This window comes from Dyadobacter fanqingshengii, from assembly GCF_023822005.2.
In the GTDB taxonomy this organism is placed as follows: Bacteria; Bacteroidota; Bacteroidia; order Cytophagales; family Spirosomataceae; genus Dyadobacter; species Dyadobacter fanqingshengii.
Map to the genome: position 1 here is coordinate 643785 of NZ_CP098806.1, position 23834 is coordinate 667618.

26 protein-coding genes are annotated in these 23834 nt (G+C 42.1%); 15 read left to right on the forward strand and 11 right to left on the reverse strand.

Features of this window, described 5'->3' with window-relative positions; all coding sequences use genetic code 11:
* Positions 1 to 5: 5 nt before the first annotated feature.
* Entirely contained in the window at positions 6 to 842 is an 837-nt protein-coding gene (locus NFI81_RS02720) for a phytoene/squalene synthase family protein (protein ID WP_234614414.1), read from the reverse strand.
* Positions 843 to 1729: 887 nt separating this feature from the next.
* Entirely contained in the window at positions 1730 to 3325 is a 1596-nt protein-coding gene (locus NFI81_RS02725; RefSeq protein WP_234614413.1) for an ABC-F family ATP-binding cassette domain-containing protein, read from the reverse strand.
* 354 nt (positions 3326 to 3679) lie between these two features.
* On the opposite strand from NFI81_RS02725, the gene NFI81_RS02730 reads away from it, so the two are divergent.
* The 8 genes from NFI81_RS02730 (at position 3680) to NFI81_RS02765 (ending at position 9081) form a co-directional block, all read left to right on the forward strand.
* The gene (locus tag NFI81_RS02730) at positions 3680 to 3979 is read left to right on the forward strand and encodes a hypothetical protein (protein ID WP_234614412.1); all 300 of its coding nucleotides are present in this window, start codon (positions 3680 to 3682) and stop codon (positions 3977 to 3979) included.
* Entirely contained in the window at positions 3933 to 4400 is a 468-nt protein-coding gene (locus NFI81_RS02735) for an alpha/beta fold hydrolase (RefSeq protein WP_374759471.1), read from the forward strand. The genes NFI81_RS02730 and NFI81_RS02735 overlap by 47 nt, the downstream gene beginning before the upstream one ends.
* 38 nt (positions 4401 to 4438) lie before the next feature.
* The gene (locus NFI81_RS02740) at positions 4439 to 5500 is read left to right on the forward strand and encodes an alpha/beta fold hydrolase (RefSeq protein WP_234614410.1); all 1062 of its coding nucleotides are present in this window, start codon (positions 4439 to 4441) and stop codon (positions 5498 to 5500) included.
* A 29-nt stretch (positions 5501 to 5529) separates the two neighbouring features.
* On the forward strand, positions 5530 to 5982 hold the full coding sequence (locus NFI81_RS02745; RefSeq protein ID WP_234614409.1) for an organic hydroperoxide resistance protein: 453 nt from the start codon (positions 5530 to 5532) through the stop codon (positions 5980 to 5982).
* A gap of 104 nt (positions 5983 to 6086) precedes the next feature.
* The gene (locus NFI81_RS02750) at positions 6087 to 6548 is read left to right on the forward strand and encodes a nuclear transport factor 2 family protein (RefSeq protein ID WP_234614408.1); all 462 of its coding nucleotides are present in this window, start codon (positions 6087 to 6089) and stop codon (positions 6546 to 6548) included.
* A 10-nt stretch (positions 6549 to 6558) separates the two neighbouring features.
* Positions 6559 to 7776, forward strand: coding sequence for an epoxide hydrolase family protein (locus NFI81_RS02755; RefSeq protein ID WP_234614407.1), 1218 nt, complete (start codon positions 6559 to 6561; stop codon positions 7774 to 7776).
* 87 nt (positions 7777 to 7863) lie between these two features.
* Positions 7864 to 8604 carry an SDR family oxidoreductase gene (locus NFI81_RS02760; RefSeq protein WP_234614406.1) on the forward strand — a complete coding sequence of 247 codons (741 nt, stop codon included), beginning with the start codon at positions 7864 to 7866 and terminating at the stop codon, positions 8602 to 8604.
* Positions 8605 to 8706: 102 nt separating this feature from the next.
* Complete coding sequence (locus NFI81_RS02765) at positions 8707 to 9081, forward strand: winged helix-turn-helix transcriptional regulator (RefSeq protein ID WP_234614405.1); 375 nt, start codon at positions 8707 to 8709, stop codon at positions 9079 to 9081.
* 88 nt (positions 9082 to 9169) lie between these two features.
* Here the strand turns inward: NFI81_RS02765 and NFI81_RS02770 are convergent, their stop codons facing one another.
* Entirely contained in the window at positions 9170 to 9550 is a 381-nt protein-coding gene (locus NFI81_RS02770) for a DoxX family protein (protein ID WP_234614404.1), read from the reverse strand.
* A gap of 136 nt (positions 9551 to 9686) precedes the next feature.
* Between NFI81_RS02770 and NFI81_RS02775 the strand changes: the two genes are divergently transcribed.
* From NFI81_RS02775 to NFI81_RS02790, 4 genes are all read left to right on the forward strand, one after another.
* Positions 9687 to 9920, forward strand: a complete 234-nt coding sequence (locus tag NFI81_RS02775) for a hypothetical protein (protein ID WP_234614403.1) — start codon at positions 9687 to 9689, stop codon at positions 9918 to 9920.
* Positions 9917 to 10153, forward strand: a complete 237-nt coding sequence (locus NFI81_RS02780; RefSeq protein WP_234614402.1) for a histidine kinase — start codon at positions 9917 to 9919, stop codon at positions 10151 to 10153. Before NFI81_RS02775 ends, NFI81_RS02780 begins: the two co-directional genes overlap by 4 nt.
* 60 nt (positions 10154 to 10213) lie before the next feature.
* Entirely contained in the window at positions 10214 to 10975 is a 762-nt protein-coding gene (locus tag NFI81_RS02785; protein WP_234614401.1) for a LytR/AlgR family response regulator transcription factor, read from the forward strand.
* A 123-nt stretch (positions 10976 to 11098) separates the two neighbouring features.
* Positions 11099 to 11905 carry a DUF1223 domain-containing protein gene (locus NFI81_RS02790; protein WP_234614400.1) on the forward strand — a complete coding sequence of 269 codons (807 nt, stop codon included), beginning with the start codon at positions 11099 to 11101 and terminating at the stop codon, positions 11903 to 11905.
* Between the two features lie 432 nt (positions 11906 to 12337).
* Here NFI81_RS02790 and NFI81_RS02795 read toward each other — a convergent pair whose 3' ends face one another.
* Positions 12338 to 13744, reverse strand: coding sequence for a hypothetical protein (locus NFI81_RS02795; protein WP_234614399.1), 1407 nt, complete (start codon positions 13742 to 13744; stop codon positions 12338 to 12340).
* 208 nt (positions 13745 to 13952) lie between these two features.
* Here NFI81_RS02795 and NFI81_RS02800 point away from each other — a divergent pair, with 208 nt between their 5' ends.
* On the forward strand, positions 13953 to 14783 hold the full coding sequence (locus NFI81_RS02800; RefSeq protein ID WP_234614398.1) for a sensor histidine kinase: 831 nt from the start codon (positions 13953 to 13955) through the stop codon (positions 14781 to 14783).
* A gap of 53 nt (positions 14784 to 14836) precedes the next feature.
* Here the strand turns inward: NFI81_RS02800 and NFI81_RS02805 are convergent, their stop codons facing one another.
* The 5 genes from NFI81_RS02805 to NFI81_RS02825 form a co-directional block, all read right to left on the reverse strand.
* Complete coding sequence (locus NFI81_RS02805) at positions 14837 to 16306, reverse strand: serine hydrolase domain-containing protein (protein ID WP_234614397.1); 1470 nt, start codon at positions 16304 to 16306, stop codon at positions 14837 to 14839.
* Between the two features lie 142 nt (positions 16307 to 16448).
* On the reverse strand, positions 16449 to 17894 hold the full coding sequence (locus tag NFI81_RS02810; RefSeq protein WP_234614396.1) for a S41 family peptidase: 1446 nt from the start codon (positions 17892 to 17894) through the stop codon (positions 16449 to 16451).
* Between the two features lie 396 nt (positions 17895 to 18290).
* Positions 18291 to 18671, reverse strand: coding sequence for a tautomerase family protein (locus NFI81_RS02815; protein WP_234614395.1), 381 nt, complete (start codon positions 18669 to 18671; stop codon positions 18291 to 18293).
* Positions 18672 to 18729: 58 nt separating this feature from the next.
* Positions 18730 to 19458 carry a hypothetical protein gene (locus NFI81_RS02820; RefSeq protein ID WP_234614394.1) on the reverse strand — a complete coding sequence of 243 codons (729 nt, stop codon included), beginning with the start codon at positions 19456 to 19458 and terminating at the stop codon, positions 18730 to 18732.
* Positions 19459 to 19515: 57 nt separating this feature from the next.
* A complete protein-coding gene (locus NFI81_RS02825; RefSeq protein ID WP_234614392.1) occupies positions 19516 to 19941 on the reverse strand; it encodes a VOC family protein in 426 nt (141 codons plus the stop codon).
* 175 nt (positions 19942 to 20116) lie between these two features.
* Between NFI81_RS02825 and NFI81_RS02830 the strand changes: the two genes are divergently transcribed.
* Positions 20117 to 20947, forward strand: coding sequence for a helix-turn-helix domain-containing protein (locus NFI81_RS02830; protein WP_234614389.1), 831 nt, complete (start codon positions 20117 to 20119; stop codon positions 20945 to 20947).
* Positions 20948 to 21030: 83 nt separating this feature from the next.
* On the opposite strand, the gene NFI81_RS02835 is transcribed toward NFI81_RS02830, so the two are convergent.
* Entirely contained in the window at positions 21031 to 22065 is a 1035-nt protein-coding gene (locus tag NFI81_RS02835) for an alpha/beta fold hydrolase (protein WP_234614387.1), read from the reverse strand.
* 20 nt (positions 22066 to 22085) lie between these two features.
* Positions 22086 to 22733: a hypothetical protein gene (locus tag NFI81_RS02840; RefSeq protein ID WP_234614386.1), complete on the reverse strand. Its 648-nt coding sequence runs from the start codon at positions 22731 to 22733 to the stop codon at positions 22086 to 22088.
* 320 nt (positions 22734 to 23053) lie between these two features.
* On the opposite strand from NFI81_RS02840, the gene NFI81_RS02845 reads away from it, so the two are divergent.
* Positions 23054 to 23728 (forward strand): outer membrane beta-barrel protein, encoded by a 675-nt coding sequence (locus NFI81_RS02845; protein WP_234614384.1) that lies wholly within the window; start codon positions 23054 to 23056, stop codon positions 23726 to 23728.
* Positions 23729 to 23834 lie beyond the last annotated feature (106 nt).

Here is a 23834-nt window from a genome sequence, read left to right on the forward strand (position 1 = left end):
TATTTTTATAAATAATTCAATTGATGCCTTATCAATGAGCGCATCATAAGCCCGATCTTATTGTGGTTAGGGATCCTGATCCTGGCATCCATTACTTTTTCGGCTGGCGTCTGACTGATCCGAAGGAAAAGCTTTTGATAATAATAATATGCCAAGTATACACCACGCCTGGACGATGCAGGCATTTTTTTTATACCAATCAATGCCTGCCCAAAATCCTGCTGGATCTGTTGTTGGATAATCTCTTTGTCCGCACTTGTAAAATGTGTGAAATTGATGCCCGGAAAATAACTGCGTCCCAGGTCTTGATAATCAGCTTTTAAATCGCGTAGAAAATTGACTTTCTGAAATGCTGCGCCCAGTTTCATAGCATAATATTTAAGGTCATCATATTTTGCTGCGTCCCCTTCGGTAAACACACGCAGGCACATCAGGCCAACCACCTCGGCTGAGCCCAGGACATATTCCTGGAAACTATCAGGACTATGCTGCTTCTGTCCAAGGTCCATTTCCATACTTTTTAGAAATGTATCAATCAATGACCACTCAATGCCATACTGGTTTACAACGTGTTGAAAGCTGTTTAAAATTGGATTGATACTGATCCCGGCAGCAATCGCTTCGGCGGTATCTTCTCTGATCTTTGCCATTAAGCCGTGCTTGTCATAGCCGTGAAAGCTATCGACGATCTCGTCAGCCAGGCGGACAAAGCCGTAGATGCTGTAAATCGGGGTGTGAAATTTAGGCTGTAAAAAGTGGATCCCGAGCGAGAAAGAAGTGCTGTACAGCTGCGTGGTTTTTTTGCTGCAACAGACCGACAATTGATCATATAAAGCCTTCATCGCATTTTGGTTTTGGTAGCTAACCTATTTTGGTTCAAAAGGAAAAACCTGCTCTTTGAAGATGTGAAAGATTATCAAACACTTATCGAAGAAACCCTAAGAAAAGCTAATTCTGTTCCCTGAAGGGAGCCACTGGTCAATGGTAGAGCGTGAAAGAGTCAAAAATAAAGGTGAATGGTATTTAAGTATAAGATTTGAAGTAGACTTACGAATCACGTAAAGAGCATGAATTGCTACAATTAGGGCTGCGGCCCGGAAGCAAATTTAATATAGGTTCCGCTTTATTAATGCTGTCCATAAAATTCTAACAATAGATGCTAAATTAATTACATAACTCCTATCAAATGCGGAACCGCTACGCTTATTAGGTATAAATATGCGCAAGTTAACCACCGGGTATGGCGTAAGCAGAGTTCCCTATGCTGAGCCAGCCCTTTCTACATCGTGAAAGTATCCGTTGAGACACAAAACAACTTTCTGATTCTATACGAGATACTGCATAGAACGGCCAAATCTTAGGAACCATTCCAGGATGAGTAGAGATTTCGACCTAACAATAACATGATGGATCTCGGTTGTCGGGAATACTGCATGTAAGATGGGTAAAATAACAGTGCTTAACTAGATCTGTCTAGAAATTAGAAAAGCTTCCTCTTATAAGAAGTATATATTTGTTCAAGTTTTGCATGGCCAGCAGTTAATGAATGTTCATAGCTCTCTCTACCATTAGTCGTTTATAACCGTATGCAGAAACGGTGGTTAAAGTGAAATATCGTCTTCTCAAAAAATCATTTATAAGTTAATGGATAAGCACATTTGGGTTTGATAAACACTGGATTGCACAGGTTAATATGTAATCCAGTGTTAGGAGGATACATTGTACACATCTACCTAAATTCGGAAAGGTCAATTTCTGTTTCGACCCGCACCCGTTGCAAGAAATAAGCATCATGCGAGACGACCAACAATGTGCCTTTATATTCATTGATGGCGTTTGTCAGGATTTCAATATTGTGGATATCCAGGTTATTAGTAGGCTCATCTAGGATAATCATGTCAGGGGCCTGGTTGCCGATCGTCAACGAACAAAGCATGAGCCGCATTTTTTCGCCGCCACTAAGCGCTACGCAGGGTTTGTCCCAATATTCTTTTGGAAATAGAAAGCGATCCAGCCTCGTTTTGACCTCGTGCTCTTGTAACATCCCGGTGTTATAGCGTTGTGCCTGCTGATAAATGCTCAGACTATTGTCGATCAGGGAGTAGTCCTGATCAATGTAAATTGCTTTGAATTCGGCCCGTTGCAGATTTCCTGCGCCGGGCAGCAGATCTCCTAAAATAATTTTGATTAATGTCGTTTTCCCAGATCCATTTGCCCCTTTTATTGCTATCCGCTCACCACTCATTATCTGAAAATTAAGCGGTTTTTGCCACAGTAGCCGTTTAAAGCCAACATTTAGATTCTCAGCAGTAACCAGGATTTTTCCTTGATGCAGTGCAGCATTATCCAGGTCCAGTTTCATTTTCCCGGTGTCGGAAATCTCGCTCCGTAGCTGGCTCAAATCCTGCGAAATGCTTTCTATTTTTTCAGCATGGACACCTTTAATTTTAGAAGTGCTTTTTTCTGCGCTATTTTTTAAGGTGTTCATCAAAATCGTCGGCAAGCCGGCCTTCTCCTGTTTTTTCTTGCCGCGGGAATCGAGTTTTTGTTGTCGCTCCATTGTTTGACGCTCGGTTTCCTTGGCTTTTCTCAGCGCCTTTTCTTTGCTTTTCAGGTCTTGGTTTAATGCGTCATTTTCAATTGTTTTCTGTGTTAAATAAAAATCGTAATTTCCTCCATAGGCGGTTATCCTGCGTTTGCTCAATTCCAAAACTGTTCCCGCAAGGTTCAGTAAAGTCTGGTCGTGGCTTACCACCAGCAATGTGTGGGGAGTGGTTTGAATATAATCATACAAAATGTCCCTACCGAGCATGTCAAGATGGTTACTTGGTTCGTCCAGCAGCACGAGTTCTGGGTTATGTACCATAATTCCTGCCAGAAAAACCTTAGTTTTTTGCCCGCCACTCAACATTCCCATCTTTACACTGAGGTCCAAACCCGTAAGATTCCAGTGAGATAAAGCGACCTGGCAGCGCTCATCAATAGACCAGTCATCATTAAGTGTGGTCAGGTTTGCTTCTGTCACATCGCCGTCCAGGATGCCTTTTAGTGCATTGATTTTTGCAGAAACGCCTAGCGCTTCTGCGATGGTCTTCTCATTAAATTGCCCAAAAAGCTGTGGGACATAGTAAGGCTTTGAATTGCTTTTAACTAGTCCAGCCGTAGGCGCAATTTCTCCTGCCAGGATTTTTAAAAGGGTGGATTTCCCAGCCCCGTTATGGCCGATGAGCGCAATTTTATCTTGTTTGTTTACAGATAGATTGATATCAGAGAGCAAAACGTCCCTGTTAGGATGCGCATAAGCGACCTCTTGAAGAAAAAGCATGGTTTCTTTCTTTTAGTGATGTAGATAGTTGCAGTAGCCGGAGTTTTTGGCTCTGCTCTTTTTGCTAAAAAGAAAGATGCTCTTACATGAAGCTTGTTTTGGTTAGTAATGCAAAGTTAAAAAAAATGTTTTACACGCCAATTGTCAGTGCCGGCAAAGCAGGTTTAGGTTGATTGCTGAACTATTAAATGTATCAAGTACAGGGTCACAGGATTTAGAGAACAGGTTTTTAAATGTTCAACCATTAACCTGTCTAAGCTAGCTACGTGTTTGTCTGTTTGAAGGAATAACTCCTGTTTTACACTTCTTTCTGATTGTAGGTTTGAGCTATCAAATCGTAAAAACAACAGAATCATGAAGACAATCTTAACATCCGCCCACTTTAAAAGTCTTGTTTTACTCATCACCCTTGGGCTTTTTTTTACATCGTGTAAAGAGGACCACCCGCTGGAAAATCCCGCCAATAGCGTAACGGATTTTCACCAGACTGCGCAGACGAAGTTCATTAATGTAGATGGCAATCAAATTGCATACCGGGTGCTGGGTAACCAAAAGGGATTTTATTGCCCAGCAAATCGCTTTGACCCAGCCAGGATTGGTAAACAGGATGATATTCACAGGCACTGGTCCAAAGGGGGCACAGGGATTATCTGATTTGCCTAAAATTTTGGCAGCTACCGCAGGGCTTACAGCCCAGGAAACATTTCTGAAAATTGGCTTTACAAGTTCAAAAAGTAGTTTAGCAGCTGGCGAGGCTGCCTACCAACGCATTCAACGACGCCAGGTTGATCGCGACAGACCGTTAAGCCAACAGAGTCGCATCGCAGAAGTGACTGCCGTGCTTGGCTGGGCGCAGTCTTATGCAAATGCTTTTAAGGAATTGGAAGGATTATCACAACCGGCTTTGATAGTACAGGGAGAATTTGATGTTGCGGTTCCTGTGTCAAATGCTGTAAAGATGTCTGAGCATTTGCCCAACGCAGAACTTGCCATATTCCCTAATGCAGGCCACGCAGCACTTTTTCAGAATCCGCAGCAGTTTTTGAGGCTCACCTCCAAGTTCCTTTCAGAGTAGTCAACCTATTAAGTTTTTAACATTAATTAAACAGAACCATGAAGATTATAAATAACATTTCAAACCTCAAACGCTGGTTCCAGAATAGTCAGCAAGTAATACTGATTCTATTACTTTCAGCGTGTTTGCTGCCAGTGAAAGGCCAATCTCATAAATCAGCAGGCATCAGCAACGGTCAAATAACGAAGATTGAAGATCCCTTCCAGCATATTAAGCAAATCAGGGCGGGGGTGCTAGATGTTGGATATATAGAAGTAGGCCCGGCAATAGGGCAGCCCGTGCTACTTATTCATGGATGGCCTTATGACGTATATAGCTATGAGCATGTTTCAAAAATACTGGCTGCAAAAGGCTTCCGCGTTCTAATTCCATACTTACGAGGCTATGGAAGTACAACCTTTCTGTCTCAGGAAACACGCCGGAACGGGCAGCAGTCAGCCTTCGCCGTGGATATGATTGCATTCATGGATGCATTAAAGATTACAAACGCAATTGTGGGTGGCTTCGACTGGGGTGCACGAACGGCAGATATCATGGCGGCATTGTGGCCAGAACGAGTAACGGGTCTTGTGTCAGTAAGTGGTTACCTTATCGGGAGCCAGGAAGGTAACCGGGCGCCATTGAAGCCAAAGGCTGAGCAATCGTGGTGGTATCAATATTATTTTGCCACGGATCGCGGTGCTGCAGGTTATGAAGCCAATACTTATGAATTCAACAAACTTATCTGGGAGACTACTTCTCCAACCTGGAAATTTAACAAGTATACATTTGACCGTTCGGCTGCGTCATTTAAAAATCCAGAGCATGTCAAGATTGTCATAGACAATTATCGCTGGCGACTTGGACTGTCGAAAGGCGAAGAAAAATATGATGAATTAGAGGCCAGACTTGCCAAAGCGCCCTCAATCACAGTGCCAACCGTAACATTGGAAGGCGACGCAAACGGCGCACCGCATCCTGATCCCAGTAGTTACGCCGCCCGTTTCAAAGGACAATATGCACACCATACGATTACTGGCATTGGCCATAATTTGCCTCAGGAGGCTCCCGAAGCCTTTGCTCAAGCAATTCTGGAAGTGGCCGGTTGGATCAATAAATAATTTCAAACACCTTTTCAATATCAATTACAATGGAAAATCAAATCGTTTTTGCAGCCAAGGCCGCTGCGTCGGTTAGTAAAGTTTTATATACGGGAAAAGTACACGTGACTGGTGGCCGTGAAGGCGCTGCAATAAGCTCAGATGGACGTTTGGACGTTAGTCTTTCATCGCCAGGCACTTCTGGCCAAGGCACGAATCCCGAGCAACTATTTGCGGCCGGCTGGTCTGCATGCTTTATTGGGGCTATGCAGCACAATGCAACTTTATTAAAGATCAAACTTCCTTTGATGACATCTGTGGATACCGAAGTGGACCTGGCTACCGGCCAGCAAGGCTTCACCTTACAAGCAAAAATGCAGGTTAATTTACCGGGACTACCTGAACAGCAGGCAAGGGAGATCGTACTGGCCGCACATCAGACTTGCCCTTATTCAAAGGCCACCAAGGATAATATTGAAGTGAGCATTTGGGTTACCGTATAATCTGGAATGGCCTGGTATCATACAGTATACTGGTAACATAATTATACCAAAAACACTAATACCTTCGCAGCAGTTTAAAAGAAAGGCAATTTAATAGCAATCACATGGAAGAATTAAAAGCAAAGGATCAAATCAGAGAGCTGATGGCCCGGTATGTCCGCTACGCAGATGAAAAAAACTGGACTGACTTGGCATCGCTCTTTACCCCCGAAGGGTCTTTTACACCTTTGAATGTAAATGGCCAGCCACTTGTGCAAATGCAGGGACGTCAACAAATTGCCCAGACCATTTTAGAAGCAGTTGGACAGGCAACAGCCATCCATCACCTTTTTTCTTATGAGATTACTCTGGACACAGCAGAGCAAGCCACTGGGATTTTTTCAATGGAAGACCAACTGATACATAACCAGGACAATAGCACTCCGATACACGCATCGTCGGTCATTCCTGCCTTTAAGACCATGCATGGCTTCGGGCACTACCATGCAAACTTTATTAAAATTGGCGCGGCTTGGTACATCGAAAAGCTTGTGCAGACCAGAATCAAATTAGATTTCACCTATTAACATTATAAAAATGAAAACATCAATAATTCCCTTCAAAATCCAGGTCCCACAAGAAGTCTTAACGGACCTTCAAACCCGACTGAAAATGACCCGTTGGGCCCCTGACCAAAACAATGAGGATCAGTTTTACGGATTGAGTACAGCTTTTCTCAAAGACTATGCGGACCACTGGCTGCAGAATTATGATTGGCGTGAGCAAGAAGAAAAGTTAAACTCATATAACCAGTACAAAATTGATATTGAAGGACAACCCATACATTTTATATATGAAAAAGGAAAAGGCCCAAACCCTGTTCCTATCATCCTTTCACATGGCTGGCCGTGGACGTATTGGCATTGGAGCAAACTGATTGGCCCTCTCACCGATCCCGTCAAGTATGGCGGTAAGGCCGAGCAGTCATTTGATGTCATTATCCCTTCCTTGCCAGGATTTGGCTTCTCAACCCCGGTAAAGGACCCTGAAATCAATTTCTGGAAGATTGCCGAACTTTGGCATAAGTTGATGAAGGACGTGCTAGGATATGAAAAATATGCCGCAGCCGGAAGTGATTACGGAATGTTGGTAACAGCTCAGTTAGGACATAAATATGCGGATGAGCTGATTGGTATCCACCTGGGGCATGAAATGCCGCTCCAAATTTTTCAAAGCGAACGTCCATGGGACCTTACCGAAGGGAACCTTGTTCCGGCCGACTTGCCGGAAGAACAGAGAAACGAATTTCTCAATTTCCAGAAAACCTTCGCTTCCCACGTCGCCGTTCACATGCTCGATTCACAAACTCTAACGCATGGTTTGAACGATTCGCCTGTCGGAATGCTGGCTTGGATCTTGCAGCGATGGAAAAAGTGGAGTGACAAACATGCGAATTTTGAGGATTCTTACACCAAGGATGACGTTATCACCTTTGCAATGATATACTGGATAAATCAGGCAATTGGAACCTCTATGAGAGTCTATGCAAATGCTGCCAGGTACCCCTGGAAGCCGTCACACTCAAGAACACCTGCGGTCGAAGCTGCGGCCGGATTTTCATTGCTGGTCGGGGAGGTATATCCCCCTTTTGCAACAATTGACAATCGTGTAAATATGCTGACAGACGGACCATTGGCCAGCCAATTTAATATCGTATACGCAAAAGCATTTCAAAAAGGAGGCCACTTCGGCCCCTGGGAGAACCCTGCGGCATTTATCGAAGGCGTCCGGGATACTTTTGATCCATTAAAATAAAAAATAGCACTTGGTATCATACAGTATTCTAGTAACAGAATGATACCATATACAGATAGCCTTCGTCATAATATAAATCAAGAGATAGTGGAAACTTTAAAAGGAAAAAAGAGCCTGGTAACGGGCGGAAATAGTGGTATTGGTTATGCTACTGCCAAAGAATTGAAAGCCCAAGGAGCTGACGTGATCATCACAGGCAGGCGAGAAAATGTTATCCAGGAGGCTGCAACTGAGCTTGATGTGACTGGCTTAGTAAGTGATCAAGGCAAAGTTGCTGACATAGAAGCGCTGGCAAAACAGGTAAGCGAACAGTTTGGCAAACTTGACATTTTGTTCATCAATGCAGGTGTATTAGGTGGCGCCGCAATAGAAACAGCGACGGAAAGTGATTTTGATTATGTAATGGATGTTAATTTCAAAGGTGCATATTTTACACTTAGCAGATTTATTCCTATCCTGAATGATGGTGCTTCAGTCGTGTTTTTGTCATCGAATGTTGTCAGCATGAATGGGGCTAATTCGTCCATGTACACATCCAGTAAGGCGGCGCTGAATGCGGTGATGAAAATTGCCGCCATTGAACTAGCGCCTAGGAAGATCCGGGTCAATGCGATCAGTCCGGGACCTACTCAGACTGAGATTTTAAACAAAATGGGACTTGATCCAGCTGCACGCCTGGCATTGGATGACTGGATGATTGAGCGCATCCCATTGAAAAAGATCGGTACTGCGGATGATGTTGCAAAAATGGTAACCTACTTCTCCTCAGATGCGTCGAGCTTCATTACAGGTGCAGAAATCATAATGGATGGCGGAATGAGTCTTTGAGCATTTGGCTTAACTTAGCGGTCTTAGAAGCAAGCGCAGGCGTAATTCGCCTGTGCTTTCCGATTGTTCGCATAATGATAAGCACTGTAAAGGACTAGCATAATGAATGAGGACCACATTAGGAAAGCAGGAGAAATCTTGTCAAATCCCAGGAATCAAAAGCAGGAAGTACAAGCTTTGCAGGATACCATATACGCCATTGGTGGAAAATGGAGGCTCCTCATTATCAATTCAATATGTAATGGGAACAGGCGTTTTCGTGATATCCAGAGAAGTATTCCTGGCATTACAACCCGGATGTTGTCCAGGGAACTAAAAGATATGGAAGCTAATCAGCTGATCAAACGCACAGTAACTGCGGACACGCCCGTGCTGGTTGAATATACTGAAACAGATTATTGTATGTCTTTTGGCGGAATCATACTGGAAATGATCAGTTGGGGCAAACAACATCGGGAGAAGGTAATGAAGGATTAGTATTGATAGACGCAGAAAACCAACCAATTGCTTCGTGTTATCACAAAGGAATTGATCGGTTTCTTACTTAATGCTGTATTCTTTGTAATTAAATCCTGCTGTATGTAGCTGGATATAGTTTTCTAAACATTACATAAGTTACAGTTACCATCATAAAAGCGATTACTGCATCAATGGTGGCTGGCAATCCAAGAACGGCTAATTTGGAAAAGAAAGCAAATATGATGTCAAAGAACACACCAGCGAAAACCCATTCTTTCAATCTCAGCAAACGGTTCGGAGTTAGTAATACAGCCACACCTGAAAGTTTGGCTACACCCAGAATGTAAATGAAATGAGCAGGATAGCCTAGTTGCTGCGTGATTTCCCACACCAACGGATTTTTGGTCAGTTCGAAAAACCCGCTTGCGCCAAACCACAATGATGTCAATGCTGCGCCAGTCCAATAGATAATTTTTGAAGTTTTCATGATCGTTTTGTTTTTAAGTTCTGAGGCAAAATTGTGACGTTTTGATGCGCAGCGTCAGCAGAATCATGTCCAACGGGACGATTAGAAGGGTGAATTAGACAATGAATGAAAAGAAGTTGGAATTTTAAGTTTTTGGATGTCTACCGTTATGCTTGGACTGGCCTACATTCAGCAGCTTATTCTTTCTCATATTGACTTCGGACCTACCATGTTGATGGTAGAAGTACGGGCTATTCTCATCAACCTGGTATTTTATATGTTTCTTAACATGCTGCAACAGAACTACGAAAATCAGCATGTGAGTATGGAATTGGAACGGTTTCGAAACGATAACCTTAGCGCCCAATATGATCTTTTAAACAGCAGGTGAATCCCCATTTCTTATTCAATAGCCTGAATACACTTAAAGCAATGGTGGAAACGGGTGATCAGCAGTCAATTGATTTTAAATTAAAACTCGCCAACTTTTACCGCTATACGCTGGAAAGCCGCAAGCTGGATCTGATTCCTTTGAAAGAAGAAATGGAGATTTTGAATGCGTGTCTTTTTCTGCAAAAGGCCAGGCTTGGAGATGGATTGAGCTCAAATACAGTCATTTGTTGAACAAAAAAGTGGAGGTAATCAACGGCCAAGACCTATTTCAGGTTAGACTTCCTATCATTTATGAACATCGTAATCATTGAGGATGAGCTGAAAACTGCCAGATCCCTTGAAAACATGCTCCGGCAACTGCGTCCGGCAGCCAAGATCACCGGTCCATATCAGAGCGTCGAAGAATCGGTTGAAGCACTTTCCGCGGGACCGCAGCCAGACCTGATTTTTATGGACATTCAGCTCGCAGACGGGCTGAGTTTTGAGATTTTCAAATCGGTGGAGGTCGTTTGTCCCGTCATTTTTTGTACGGCCTTTGACGAATATTCGCTGGAAGCCTTCAAGCGGAATGGCGTGGATTACGTGCTGAAACCATTCTCGAAAGAGGACATTGCAGGCGCACTCGGCAAAGTTGACGACCTGAAAAACTTTTTCCAGCAAAAAGCAATTCCCGACCTGAGCGAATTACTGAACAGGATGGCTCCCCAGGCCGAGAAAACCAGTTTTTTGGTGTTCAAACATCAGAAATATACGACAGTCCAAACCGCGCAGATCGCCTTTTTCTACATTCGAAATGAAACTTCAATGATCATGTGTTTCGATGGGCAAGAATTTTCACTGAGCCAATCCCTCGATCAGATTGCGGCGTCTGTGAGCCAAAAACAATTTTTCCGAATGAACCGGCAGTATCTGGTCAACTTTTCGGCGATCAAGGAAATTGAGCATTATTTTATGCGGAAACTGTACGTTAAGCTGGTTATAGAAACACCTGATCAATTGCTAATCAATAAGGAAAAAGCACCGTCATTTCTGGCCTGGATGGAGAATCGTTAGCACTTAGAATTTTCACGACCGCCATGTCTGATTGGTGGTTTTAATTGTCCTGTCGAGCCAGAATTTGCTCGTTTTTAGCACCGTCTGATCATAAGTTTGGATCATCATTAAAAATCAAAACTTATGAAAACGACAAAAAATATTTTAGCGCTGGCAGCAAGCTTATTATTCATGGTAACGCTTTCAAGCCGAGCCGCAATAAAAGATCCAGCCGATAAAAAAACTGCTAACGGCGACGGCTTCGTAGTTCTCGAATTATTTACATCCGAAGGCTGTTCGAGTTGCCCGCACGCTGATCAGTTACTTGAAAATGTGCAGAAGCAAGCCGGTGATAAACCTATTTATATCCTTGCTTACCACATTGATTACTGGGATCATCAGGGTTGGAGGGACATTTTCAGTAGCCCTCAATACACCAAACGACAATATTGGTATGCCAATAAATTAAATGCGCAAGTATACACGCCGCAGGTAATCGTTAATGGAAAAACCGAATTAATCGGCTCTGATGAGACAGCCTTGGGTAATGCTATAAGAAATAGTCTGCAAGGCGTCCCAGCTACAACATTAAAATTAACTGGAAAACCAGAAGCAGGAAAAATGGCTATCACTTACCAGGCTTCGGCAAGCAAGAATGCCGAGCTTATGATAGCGGTTGTTCAGAAAAACGCAGAGCGTCAAATTAAACGCGGTGAGAATGGTGGCCGGACACTGCGTCATGTTCAGATTGTGAGAGGATTCCAATCTTTTAGGTTGGAAAATCCAGCAGATGGTCAAATCACCATCAACCTGCCGAAAGAATTTGTAGCACCTGAATGGGAAGTAATTGGTTTCCTTCAAGATAAGGCAACAGGCGAAATTTACGCAGCTGATAAGGTGGTAAATAAGGATACTGCAACCTCCATGGTTCCCCAGCCATCGATAAAATAAAAAGTTGGGCTTGGATATAAAATTTTTGGTATCGGTAGTAATTAAAAGACGGGGCAACTTTGCTCCGTTTTTTTTAAGCCATTGTACGGGAACTGACGATTGCTACTAACCCGTACTTGTAAGGTTAATTTGTTTAAATGGGAAAGTGTCGCATGTAATAGATTCATCTATGACCACATGCGAGCAAATCATACGGTCGTTAAAATGTAATTGAGACCGTTTTCACAAATGTAGGTTTGGAGGTGATTGGTGCCTTTTTAGAGTTTAGTTTACCATAAGTCGAGCACCTTAAACTTTACTTGTGGCTGACGTAGATACACATACAAACAATCGTAAGTATGTGGACAAAGACTATCTTTTAAGATCAACATGCTTGTCTGTCAGTTAAACGTAACCTTCATGCACACTTTGGCGATATTTCATTTAATAGTCTTAAAGGACTACAACAACGGATCGCCAAAGCTTACCCTCTTTCTGTGCTAATTTATTGAAAGGGTCAGTCATCCAGTTATCATCACCGACCAGAAGGGTATATTGATATGTTCCGGGATCTACCTTTATTTGGCAGACCCACTCACCAGCTGAATTTTTTTCAAACGGATTGGCTGTTGCATTCCAATTATTGAATGATCCTACAAGATTGATTTTGCCAGCATATTCTAGCCCATCAAGACGAAAGCTTAAAATACCGTCTTTTTGATTTGCAAATAAATTGGCCACATAATTTGAAGTGTTTTGTTCCAAGGCTTTGCGGTATAGGCTGTCTGCTTTACTATTATCATGTGCCACCAGATAAGCGCTAGCCAAACTAGCCAGGGCCCTATCAGAGGTTGGGAAGGTCCGATGATTGAGACTGAGAATTTGGATTCCTTCTTTTATCCTGTTTTGATTTAATAAATAGTACCCCAGATCATCAAGCTCACCCTCGCTAAAATCATATTTATTTGGGGCTGTTTTCTTTAAAACATGATATCGGCTTATCACATTATTTATTCCTCTTTTATCAATGAGTGGCTTTAAATAATCGCCAATGCCAACGTTGAACAGGTGCTTGATCTCAACCTGATAGGACCCTTTTCTTAATTCTTTGGATAGATCTATTGTAACCATTTGATCAAAATTATGCTTTTGAAACAGCTGGAAGGTACAGGCCTTTAAATCAGCTATTTGGGAATAGATTGTCGCATTGTCCGGTGCTTTTTGCGCAGCTTTTTGAAGAATTCTACGGAATAACTCGGCAGAAACAGGTGCCTGGTTTAGCAGATTGTCAGCGGTGTTGTAACGATAACAGGCACTTTTACCGGGTTTGTATCCCAATAGACTGAAGTTAGCCACTGCAACATATGGTTTTACTAGGTCTGATTTGCGGATTATGTAATTAGCATGAATAAGCGCATAGTCACCAGAGGCGTCAGCAACTAAAACCTGAGCCCGATCCTGCCAAACCAAGTTATATCGTTGAACTAATTTGATAACCTGATCAACCGTAGCACATTCGGACAGCGCCTTATCAACAAAATACCCTTTGAAATCGGGTTTTTTGTTGTCACGAATTGTAGGAATTGCCTGCATCAGGGCAGCGGCATCCCAGAATAGTCTTTCTTCATTCATGCCACCTTCCGGAAACCGTTTATGTGCCCCCCAAGTCACAAACCCATACTTTCTACCCTTGGCTTGAAGGTACCATAAAAACGTCTTTAAAGAAGGGGATGAATCTTCATTGTTGCCTACCAAGACGGTCTTTCCGTCAGAAGCAGTGAAGACGGTGCATGCCGGAAGAAGATTTGGCATGAAAGATCCAAATATCAAAAGCAGCCAGAAATTAAGTTTGGTTCTCATAAAGCGTTTTGTTTTCGACAAAGTTGAAGTCGAAATCAGAATGCAAATCACTAAAATCTGCCAACGATTCTAATTTAACCGCCAAACCTACTTAGTGATTAGACCCGGATTAAACAGGAGATGCTGCTGTAACCGGGCTTTGGCGGATCATTCTGGCCGGTTGGCGGATCAATACTGACAATTGGTTAAAAGCAGCGTAATTTGCCTCATGCGTTTAACCATAAGAAACTGGAAGCCAATCCAAATACATCTCTTGTTTTGGATGCTCTTTATTGTACTCGGCGTTGTCATGAATGTTGCCCAGCATTATCAAGGGCGGGTAACATTTGCATTGTTTTGGTCTGATTTGATAGATCCGCTTACTTCTATTGGCTACGGTCGGACAATTATCATGTGCTATCTGAGCCTGTGGATTTTTGACTTTTTATTTACCCGGTGTTTTTATGGGCTGGCTGTAATTGCTTTAGTCGGTTTGATTACCGGTGATGTCATGCTGAGATATGGGGTAGAGCAAATGCTACTTGGCCCTTACTTTGGAATATGGCAATACCCTGCAAACATAACCATAGGGACTTACTTCATTGAAACGGTATTTTTCAGTGCATTGGGCATTTTCCTTTGTTTTCTGCTCAAAATTATCAATGATTATTTTCGTAATGAAGCTGTCAGTCACGAAAAAGTAAACATGGAATTGGCTTATCTAAAAGCGCAGCTCAACCCGCATCTCCTTTTTAACACCATGAATAATTTGTATGGCTTGTCACTCACAGAGCCAGAAAAAACGCCGGATGTCATTTTACGCCTGAGTGAAATGATGCGTTACATGCTTTATGAATCCAATGAACCTTATGTGCCAGTAAGTCAGGAAGTGATTTATCTAAACAATTTCATTGAACTCGAAACATTAAGGTACCCAGCGCCGATCTTCGTTAATTTCTTGGTTGAAGGAGATGTGAATGGAACTGCTAGGTCGAATAAGGTCGCAACAACAATATCCGGCCGTCCGAGTTCGCATCAAATGAAATTGGCTCGACCATAGGATCGATCTGTTCCCATTGCCGCAGCCAGTAAACACACACTTCCACTTCTAAATCAGATGAAAGCAGGAAGAATAGACTTCTCGATATCTTTCCAGGTCAGCGAGTGGCTGCCACTTACGTCCGAAGCGTTGTGATGTAATGTAAGAATTGAAAGGTTTAAATCGGGGACGATATATAACATCTGACCTCCGTAACCAGCAGCGTAGATTACGGGAAATACTTTGTCTTTAACCCGGAACACGCCACGCCACCATTGATATCCATATCCCCAGTCCGAGCTTGACTCATTTATTGGTAGAACAAATGAGGTTGATTCGGTGATCCAGGATGTGGGCACAATTTGCTTCTCATTCCATTTCCCTTTGTCCAATATCAGCTGGCCGATTTTCAACATATCCCTTGGCTTGAGAAACAATCCACCTCCTGTGTGGACTTGATTATTCATTGAAGTCCAGGCAAATTTTTTAATTCCCAAGCCTTTAAACAGGGATTGTTCTGCGTATTTGTCCGCTGGCTTTCCCGTTACATTGGATAAAATACCACCCAGCAAGATCGAAAGGCCGCTGTTGTATTCAAATTTCCTACCTGGCTTGTCCTTTTTATCTAAATTTTTATCCAGGACATACTGATACATATCCTTGCTTTGGTTCATTAAAACAGCATCGTTTTTGGGGTCAGTGTAAGGAATGTCCTCATGCCAATCCAGTCCGGCCGACATGGTTAAGGCGTTACGCAGCGTGGGTTGTGGGGATTTTTCTTTTACAGAGTTCTTGTAGGACGGGAAAAAAGCTGTTAATGGTGCATCCAGATTTTGGATAAGACCATCATCTTGTGCAATGCCAATCAAGAGCGACGTCACACTTTTTGTACAGGATTGTAAACTATGGATTCTTTCCCGATCACCTAGATAAAAGTATTCGTCAAGTAACAGCCTTCCGTTTTGGGCAACAAGCACTGCATCCAGTCCATGATATTTGCCCTTTAATATATTCTCAAAAAGATCGTGTAATACCTTGGAATTCGCATTCTGCATATTCATTGCGCCCACTTTCCAGCCATCACTATTTACAGGCGGAGCTTGATAGCTCCATTTTAGCAGCGCGCGATTTTCCTTATCGATCCTTGCTGGCCGCTGTGACGTCCAACGATCTGTTTTCGTCAAAGTCAGCGTTTCAGGTTTGCGATCGGGTATATTGAGCAATCCTCCGATTTCTGTTTTATCCTTGGAAAGATTACCCGTGAATGTCGCTCCTTGCCCCAGATCCAGGAATATTTTTGAATCTGTTATTTTTACGCCAGACAATGTTCCTTCCGCCATTGATTCCGGAATTTCAAATCGGCCGCTCCACGAATCAGAGAAGAGATCATGACGAAGCTCAACATCGAATGCGCTTTTAAGATGTGGCACAGCCTCAAATTCAGTATGCCATATTCCTACCACTTTTTGTTCATCAGTAGAACAAGCCAGAACATTTACGAAGAGTGCCAGACCTATGCAATATCTTAATATCCTTCTCAGCATAATGAATTGCCAGACTTAGGTGATTTGGTTGTTAGTAATACTAATGTAAGATTGACAATATACAGTATTGCCATAGTTTTTGCACAAGGCCATTACTTGAATGCTGATTGAATAGATGTGGTTTGAGTCTGGTACGAAAAGCTTATAATTTTCCCAAATCAGTCTTAATGTAATCAATCCATTTATGTCTTGGGATATGTCTTAGGTCATGCTCCGGTACAAAACCTGTCTTATTGGTAGGCTTAGTATCTGTCCAGGCAGCCTTACGGTCAGGAATCAAAAGATAATAATCTTCGAACGGCAATTTGGTTTGCTGTGAAACCCCCATATAATCCATCATACCCAATGTACGCTCTCCATATCTTTTTATTTTCTTGCTTTGCATTGAAATATAAAAAAAGTACTCGGTCGAACTTCCTCCCAGGTCGTCAAAGACCAAAGCTATTTTTTCAGGGGTTTTCAGGATAGAATCTGAATACAAAGTAAGGGATGGCAACGAATAGAATTGATCCTTCGAAAGGGGAATCTCTTCATAAGCCTTTTTGTACTGGTCAAGAACCGTAGGGGTGTAAGATCGCATCAATCTCGTATCTTTAGGTGGCTTCTCATACGTCGTTTTTATGCCGGGAAGATTTGATTCTATGTTGTCCGGGGATAACCTTAAATAGGTGTTACCCTGCACGATCGGCTGCGTGTAAAAGTAGGGAAGCAGATAGGTCCAGCCCGAATTGCCACCGCCATTGCCTCTCAAATCCACAATCAGGTTTTTCGTAGACCTGATCAGAGAGTCATTTTTTTGAATGATCTCTTTGATCTTGTCGTCACGATTGAATGAGCCAATTGACAGTAAGACATGATCGTTATCCAACTTTTTGCAATCAAGCCCAAAGTTATAGTTGCGCCATGTTAGAAATTCAGATCTTTCATACTCAGTGATCGTTGATGGATAAGCTTTTGCCCATACCTCGAAATTCCAGACAAATAAAAGTCCACCACGTTGCCTAACAGGAAAATCGGGAGTCATCCAATCATAGCGGTTGAAAACAAATCCATTTTTATCTCTGGTAAAAGTGTAATACACAAGACCAGGCTTGATCTTTGGATCTTTGCTTTGCAGAACAACAGCCTGATATAATGTAGGGCTAATCTTTTGAACTGCCAGCTTCATACTTGAGTCGGGATTAACCCAAATACCCTCTATTGAATCCCTTTTCTGGGTGGTGAAATCCTTTTTAAAAGCATCCTCATTCAGATAATTGTATTGAAATCTGGTGGTATCAGTAATGCTGTATTCAATGTCGAAATGCTTGTCGTTGAAAAAGGATACGTAAGCGTTCAGAATCGGAAAGCATTTGACCGGATCTGACTCTTTTGCGGCATCTTTTCTGAGTTTTGCCACCTGCCTCGTATATTGAGGCAGCAATTTCCTGGCGATCATGTCAGGATACCCCACATAATTCAGTTCCGTTTTTTTTATCGTCGTATCGAGATTTGCAAGACAGTTGCACTGTTGCTGGGCAGAGACAGTGTGGCATGTATACAGCACAAGGGAAATGCAAAAAAATATGGACAATCCTTTTACTTTCATGTTTGTTAGACATTCATTGAGGTCACTAATATAAATGAAAACACTAGTGAATAGTAGCGCCTGTGATGATTAAGTGCTATAATACCAAGCGTGCGTATAAGGCGAGGAGTGACCAATTTTGTGGCCTGCTTCAAACGGGCTTTAAAGAACATATTACCTGTTCAATGCCAGAAGGCGGACTTGGGGTTTGGGCCAACTTTGTTGAATCAGTCGATTTGCATGAAGTCTCCCGGCTGGCGGGAAAGAAAGGTCTTTATATAGACAATGGGGATTTTTATAAAAATGAAGCTTTTTCAACAAATGCCATGCGCCTGGGATTTGCTTCCTTAAATGAGGCTGAAATAGAGAAAGCACTGCACATTTTAAACAGCATTTGCACATCCTTTCGAAAAAAGGTTAAATGTGAATCTGTTCGCCGTTGGCGAAAGCCCAATTTTCCCAGGCTGTTTCTATAAATGCTACCATGACATCATTTGGGTCCTGCCCTGCAGCTTTTAGGCCATCCATTAAATCGCCTAGCAACTTACGTTTGATCTTTACACTCCTGCCTGCTGACCAAACAATTTCTATTAATATAAATGCTGGTGTTCGTGCTTGGTGAAGGTCTGGGAAATTTCGATCATAGATAAAGTTTTCGGGTTCCAGCTCGATTATCCGCTGAAAACGGTCATCACCCGGAACGCCTGTATTGACAAGTGCTGCATGAACCTTGTCTGCGATCAAATGTTTTTCAGGAGTACTTCTGCCTTTGACCAAAGTAATTGTAACTAGTGGCATATTTATATCATTATAAAGATTAACCTCGCTTTGGCGACGCCTAATTATATTTTAGCATTTAGGAAAAGCCATCGTATTCGGCAACAGTTTTGACCATCTGCCATACTGTTATTTTATTTCCTTTGAACATGGATAAGGTCTGACTATTAAAGCCGCCTAATGCTTTTAATACAGATTTTTTTGATAAACGCACTGCTCGCAATGAACCATCGTCCAACTCAATGAAATAGCGCTCTTGATTTATATAACTTCCGTCATTCAGATCACCCATTTCATAAGGCCTTCTTTCTGTTGTTTTTAAAATTATTTTCGTTTGTAACAACACCTTCGATCTGCCCGCATAGAGCACCATATAATAAGCCCTTTTACCTGAAAGGTCAGATTTATTTATAAAACGCTTTGTCCCAACAGTAAAAATATCAGGAAAAATTGCCAATTCACTTGAATCATTTTCTAAGCGACAGAATACCTGATTTGTTGCAAGATTGAATGCTATTTTGCAAGGAACTTTCTGATTGTTACTTTGATATTCCAGTAAGCCATCCTCATAGATAGGATAGGATAAGTAGGGACTTCCTGTATAAACAACAGTTGTTTGACTCTGGCTTTTATCAGGTCTGTTTATCAACAGGCCATTGCTGGGAAGATACCACTTGCATATTGTGATTACGGAACCTGATCGGTCTTTCGAAACCAAACACTGGCTGTAACTGTAATGCGTTAAGTTCAGTAGAAGCAATGCTGTTGCCAGTATGCTTCTACTGAACGGTCTATCATTTTCAATCATATAACGTTGAGTAAATTATTTTGATTTGGAAATCTTTAATTTCGAGAAGCTCTGGTCTTATGTGTTATAATTTTTCAAAATTTCAACATAATGCTTGTTGTACATTATACCTAAGATATTGCCGAAAGGATCAATTACAGAAGCCGTAACAAATCCTACCCCATATTCGGTTATAGGACCGTATGCCGTCGCACCATGAGCAATAAGGCTTTTTAAAGTTTCTTCAATGTTATCAACATGCCAATAGGCAATTTCGCCCCCGGGCTGCGCAGGCATAGGCGGTGCAAATTTTCGGTCAATAATGCCCAGTTCGTGCTGATAATCCCCAATACGGAACTCAATATACGCTGGGTTTTCAGGATCTGGTCTTTCAAAATAAGGTTCAACCCCCAATATTTTGGTGTACCATTTCTTTGCAGCTTTCAAATCATCTGCCCAATAGCTAATTGTCGCTAGTCCTCTTAAGTTAATTGCCTTCTCCATGTTTTTCTTTTTTTTAACAAAATTATGTGAGTGGTACTCCAAAAAATAGTAGAATTGCGACATACAAAGAGATTCTGCAACTTTATGAAAATTGAATTTGTAGTACATTACCAATGTCATCGATTCACGTTTTCTAGATCGCAATCTGATATCATATCAATTTGACTAAAAATATATGGATTATAGGGTATTTACACCGCATAAATTATTAGCACCCTATGTGCGGTATTTCAGCGCATTGAATTTTAATAAGCTTAGTGGTTTATCACAGATCAAGGTCTTTGCCGACCGTTATCCGCATTTGGTATTTCAGCACAACAATGGACGATCAGCATTTTTCAGGGATACGGACGCATTACCCCCGGCATTTATTAGTGGGGTTAAAATCTCGCCATATATACTTGATCTCGATAATCATGAAGTTGTAACTGTCACTTTTTATCCACAAGCCATTAAGCAACTTTTCGGGATCAATGTCAATGAGCTAAACGACCAGATAGTTGACCTGATCAATTTTGCCCCAGCTGATTTACTAGAACGTTTGTATTATTCTAAATGTTTAGCTGAACGCATAGATCTATTAACTGAATTTTTATTAAAAAAAATAAATGATGCCGCACCGCCGGACCATCTAATTAGTGAAAGTATCCGCTTGATCAATGATATAGATATCGAAACATCTTTAAATAGTTTATCTAAATATTTCAAAATCTCCACCCGCCAGTTTGAAAGGCGTTTCAAATCTTCAACGGGCTTGTCTCCGAAACTGTTCATTCGTGCGGCAAGATTTGAATCAGCACTCCAGGCAATTAGGGATAACCAGTTTGAAAACCTTTCCGGTTTAGCACATTACCTCAATTTTGCTGATCAATCTCACTTTATAAAAGAGTTTAAAACATTTTCCGGCCTTACGCCCAAGACATTTCTTTTCAACAATCAAAAAACACAAAGCGTCATTCCTGATAATGGTGTTGTAACGATAAACCATCTGGTTACCGAATGCTAAATTGTCGCTTGATTTTTGATGACTGATTAAATCATTCAAAATAAATTGAGCTCAAACTCGCAATAGGATTCGCATTCATTTATCTAATGACCCATAACCCATTGGTTCACGCTTTCCCAGAAAGCGGTCGGCTCGTTAAACATCGGACTGTGACCACTGTGACTAAAAATTGTTGTCATCACATCCGTGCTCCCTATGCGCGCCTTAATGTCGTCTGCCAGCTGGGGAGGACACACAAAATCGTATTTTCCCCATAGCAAAAGAGTTGGTACTTTAATTTTGTACAGGTTATCAGTGGCTTTTTGAGCATATGCCTGCTTGTCAATTTCTTTAATAAAATTGTTGTAAACCCCATTACTGAGGTAGGTGGTCACCGGATAGTTATATTCCCGTATAAAAAACTTGATCAGTTCTTTGGTCGTCTTACCGGTCGTAATGTCGCTGATCAGGTCCTCGGCGTCGTGCGCGTGTCCATTGATTTTCCTGGTAACTGAATAATTGTTTTTGGGATCGTGGTCGCGGCAATAATCCGTGATCTTCTGCCAATCTCCGGCATTCCGTCCCGCCAGTATTTCCTGCTCCCCAAACTTGATGAGGTTGTTGCGCGAAAGCGAATCGCTCATAGCGTAATTATGCTCGCCGTCCACCTGTATCCACCCGCTCACCAATGATTGATTATCAGCCTGCTGCAAAAATAAAGGTACCAATAACCCTCCCCAGCTATGACCGAGCAGGTATATTTTCTTTGATTGACCATAACGATGACGTAGCAATATGATCAGCTTTTTCAGGTCGTCGAGGTAATTGGCAATGTTGGCCTTGCTGATATTACCCTGCGTGGTACCGGCAAGGCGCTGGTCCCAGTAGGCTACCGCAAAATTCTTTTCAGCAATATTGGTGGCTTCGTCAATATTATAGTACAATGATCCGTCGCCGGGACCTCCATGCACCATGACGAGAATTTTGTCGCTGCTGATGTTCCCTTCAAGGTATACGTGCATTTTAGCGTCGTCATTTTCGAGGTAAAACTGATCTCTCACAAGGCCGCTTTTTCCTATTTCTTCTTTCTGACATCCCGCCAATAGCAAAACCACTGCCAGGGATATAATGAAATTCATTTTCATAACTGATTTATTAATTATTTGAAACGTTGCTTGATTTTAACTTTATGGGTCATCAGATTGCTGAACTTGTACCCGGCACCAACCTCTACCATGACCCGGCCTACGACGAAGTTGTTATAAGGCAGGTTGGTGAATAATGTTGCTTTTGTAAATAGTGAGAGCGGATTATCAGGATTTTTGATCGAGAAATCTTTTCCAAAACTGACGGTTAAGGAGGGAGCGAAATAGAAGTCACCGGCTAATTTGCGTTTAGAAACAGCGCCGTCATCTCCGACGCGATAAACTGTACCGTCAATAATCGTTCGGCTGATTCCGATCTGTGGTTCGAAGCCGGAAAACCAGCCGTTTTGATTGATACGCTGCCACTGGTAACCCGTTTGGAGAAATAGGTTGGCATTGTAATCTTCGTGATGATAAAATCCCAGATTGGTAGTGATGGAGCGATTGCGATATATGGTTTTTTGTTCGCCATTCCGCTTGGCTTTCACAACCATCTTGCTAACCAAAAGATAGTCCGCTCCGATTTTGAGGCCAGGGTATTTTAGTGCGCCGAGTACCGAGGCATGTACATTCAGACCGCTTTCTTTGCCGGGATATGCAGACTGGGCGTAACTGTTAAGGGTGGCCAGAAGTAAAAACCAGACCAGGTTCCAATATTTCATTTTTCAGGCTATTATTTGAGTTGAACATTATCTGGCTGACCGACAACCAAAGAAAGGCTCACCCTAAACTGATACCTGATTATTTTTACAATGCATCTAAAAACAGCTTCCTTAGCGCTTTACCTTCATTCTGCCGTGGTTGCGGAAATTGAGAAATTTCCTTCCAAAAAGCAGGCGTATATTCCCTCCGCATGCAGACCTACTACTATTTGAGAGTCGCTAAATTTTAATAACTTCAAACGCGCAAGTGTAGTAAGTAAAGAATCATTGTTCCAACTGTTTCTTCCAATTCGTTGTCTTAATCAAATAAAAACTGACCTATGAAAAAACTTCCATTTCTCGCTGTTTTGATTCTTATAACCAATCTTTCAGCCAACGCCCAGCAGTTTAAGAAGTTTGGCGCGGGAGTTTACGGGGGTTCCCAACTGTTTGGTAAAATGTATTCCAATGATGACCTTTCCAAAATATCTGGCTTCACCGCAGGGGTGGATCTGCGATACTCGTTTTCAAAGCAGCCAGAAGGATTTTCGCTGCATTTTCAACCAGGATTCAATACATTCAGGCAGATAACAGAGAGTGGCGACAATTCACAAGTTGAAATGGAAACCATTTGGAAATGGAGGGCATTCCACTTGCCCGTATTGCTGCGATATACTTTTTCGTCCGGTAAGGTGAGGCCTTTTGCGGAGATAGGTCCCATGCTTCGCTTCCGCCAAGCACTTAAAGTCAACACGTCTAATAATATCTGCGGAATTGCTGGATGTTATTTTCAGGAAACAAATTCAGATTTGCATCCGCTTACAACCAAAGATGCAATCGGTCTCACGGCCGGCGCAGGCGTTGAAGTGGATCTTTGGAAAGTGACCATTCCAGTTTCAATAAGGATTCAGGAGGGCTTTGGAACCTTTGAAACAAATGTGACTTTCTACGAATCGGCAGGGTATCAAAACTTAAAAACCAGAGTAATACAGGTAACTGCTGGGATAAACTTTTAATCACATGTGTGAAGTTGTAATGCTAGAGTGTGACTTAGTTTCTGGCACTTCTTCGAATTTCATTCGTAGTCAGGATATACGCTGTGAACAGGACAAGTGGGATTAT

Coding starts and splice junctions, on each gene's coding strand:
- NFI81_RS02720 (WP_234614414.1), bottom strand. CDS start 842: ATGAAGGCTTTATATGATCAATTGTCGGTCTGTTGCAGCAAAAAAACC.
- NFI81_RS02725 (WP_234614413.1), bottom strand. CDS start 3,325: ATGCTTTTTCTTCAAGAGGTCGCTTATGCGCATCCTAACAGGGACGTT.
- NFI81_RS02730 (WP_234614412.1), top strand. CDS start 3,680: ATGAAGACAATCTTAACATCCGCCCACTTTAAAAGTCTTGTTTTACTC.
- NFI81_RS02735 (WP_374759471.1), top strand. CDS start 3,933: ATGATATTCACAGGCACTGGTCCAAAGGGGGCACAGGGATTATCTGAT.
- NFI81_RS02740 (WP_234614410.1), top strand. CDS start 4,439: ATGAAGATTATAAATAACATTTCAAACCTCAAACGCTGGTTCCAGAAT.
- NFI81_RS02745 (WP_234614409.1), top strand. CDS start 5,530: ATGGAAAATCAAATCGTTTTTGCAGCCAAGGCCGCTGCGTCGGTTAGT.
- NFI81_RS02750 (WP_234614408.1), top strand. CDS start 6,087: ATGGAAGAATTAAAAGCAAAGGATCAAATCAGAGAGCTGATGGCCCGG.
- NFI81_RS02755 (WP_234614407.1), top strand. CDS start 6,559: ATGAAAACATCAATAATTCCCTTCAAAATCCAGGTCCCACAAGAAGTC.
- NFI81_RS02765 (WP_234614405.1), top strand. CDS start 8,707: ATGAATGAGGACCACATTAGGAAAGCAGGAGAAATCTTGTCAAATCCC.
- NFI81_RS02770 (WP_234614404.1), bottom strand. CDS start 9,550: ATGAAAACTTCAAAAATTATCTATTGGACTGGCGCAGCATTGACATCA.
- NFI81_RS02775 (WP_234614403.1), top strand. CDS start 9,687: ATGTCTACCGTTATGCTTGGACTGGCCTACATTCAGCAGCTTATTCTT.
- NFI81_RS02785 (WP_234614401.1), top strand. CDS start 10,214: ATGAACATCGTAATCATTGAGGATGAGCTGAAAACTGCCAGATCCCTT.
- NFI81_RS02790 (WP_234614400.1), top strand. CDS start 11,099: ATGAAAACGACAAAAAATATTTTAGCGCTGGCAGCAAGCTTATTATTC.
- NFI81_RS02795 (WP_234614399.1), bottom strand. CDS start 13,744: ATGAGAACCAAACTTAATTTCTGGCTGCTTTTGATATTTGGATCTTTC.
- NFI81_RS02800 (WP_234614398.1), top strand. CDS start 13,953: ATGCGTTTAACCATAAGAAACTGGAAGCCAATCCAAATACATCTCTTG.
- NFI81_RS02805 (WP_234614397.1), bottom strand. CDS start 16,306: ATGCTGAGAAGGATATTAAGATATTGCATAGGTCTGGCACTCTTCGTA.
- NFI81_RS02810 (WP_234614396.1), bottom strand. CDS start 17,894: ATGAAAGTAAAAGGATTGTCCATATTTTTTTGCATTTCCCTTGTGCTG.
- NFI81_RS02815 (WP_234614395.1), bottom strand. CDS start 18,671: ATGCCACTAGTTACAATTACTTTGGTCAAAGGCAGAAGTACTCCTGAA.
- NFI81_RS02820 (WP_234614394.1), bottom strand. CDS start 19,458: ATGATTGAAAATGATAGACCGTTCAGTAGAAGCATACTGGCAACAGCA.
- NFI81_RS02825 (WP_234614392.1), bottom strand. CDS start 19,941: ATGGAGAAGGCAATTAACTTAAGAGGACTAGCGACAATTAGCTATTGG.
- NFI81_RS02830 (WP_234614389.1), top strand. CDS start 20,117: ATGGATTATAGGGTATTTACACCGCATAAATTATTAGCACCCTATGTG.
- NFI81_RS02835 (WP_234614387.1), bottom strand. CDS start 22,065: ATGAATTTCATTATATCCCTGGCAGTGGTTTTGCTATTGGCGGGATGT.
- NFI81_RS02840 (WP_234614386.1), bottom strand. CDS start 22,733: ATGAAATATTGGAACCTGGTCTGGTTTTTACTTCTGGCCACCCTTAAC.
- NFI81_RS02845 (WP_234614384.1), top strand. CDS start 23,054: ATGAAAAAACTTCCATTTCTCGCTGTTTTGATTCTTATAACCAATCTT.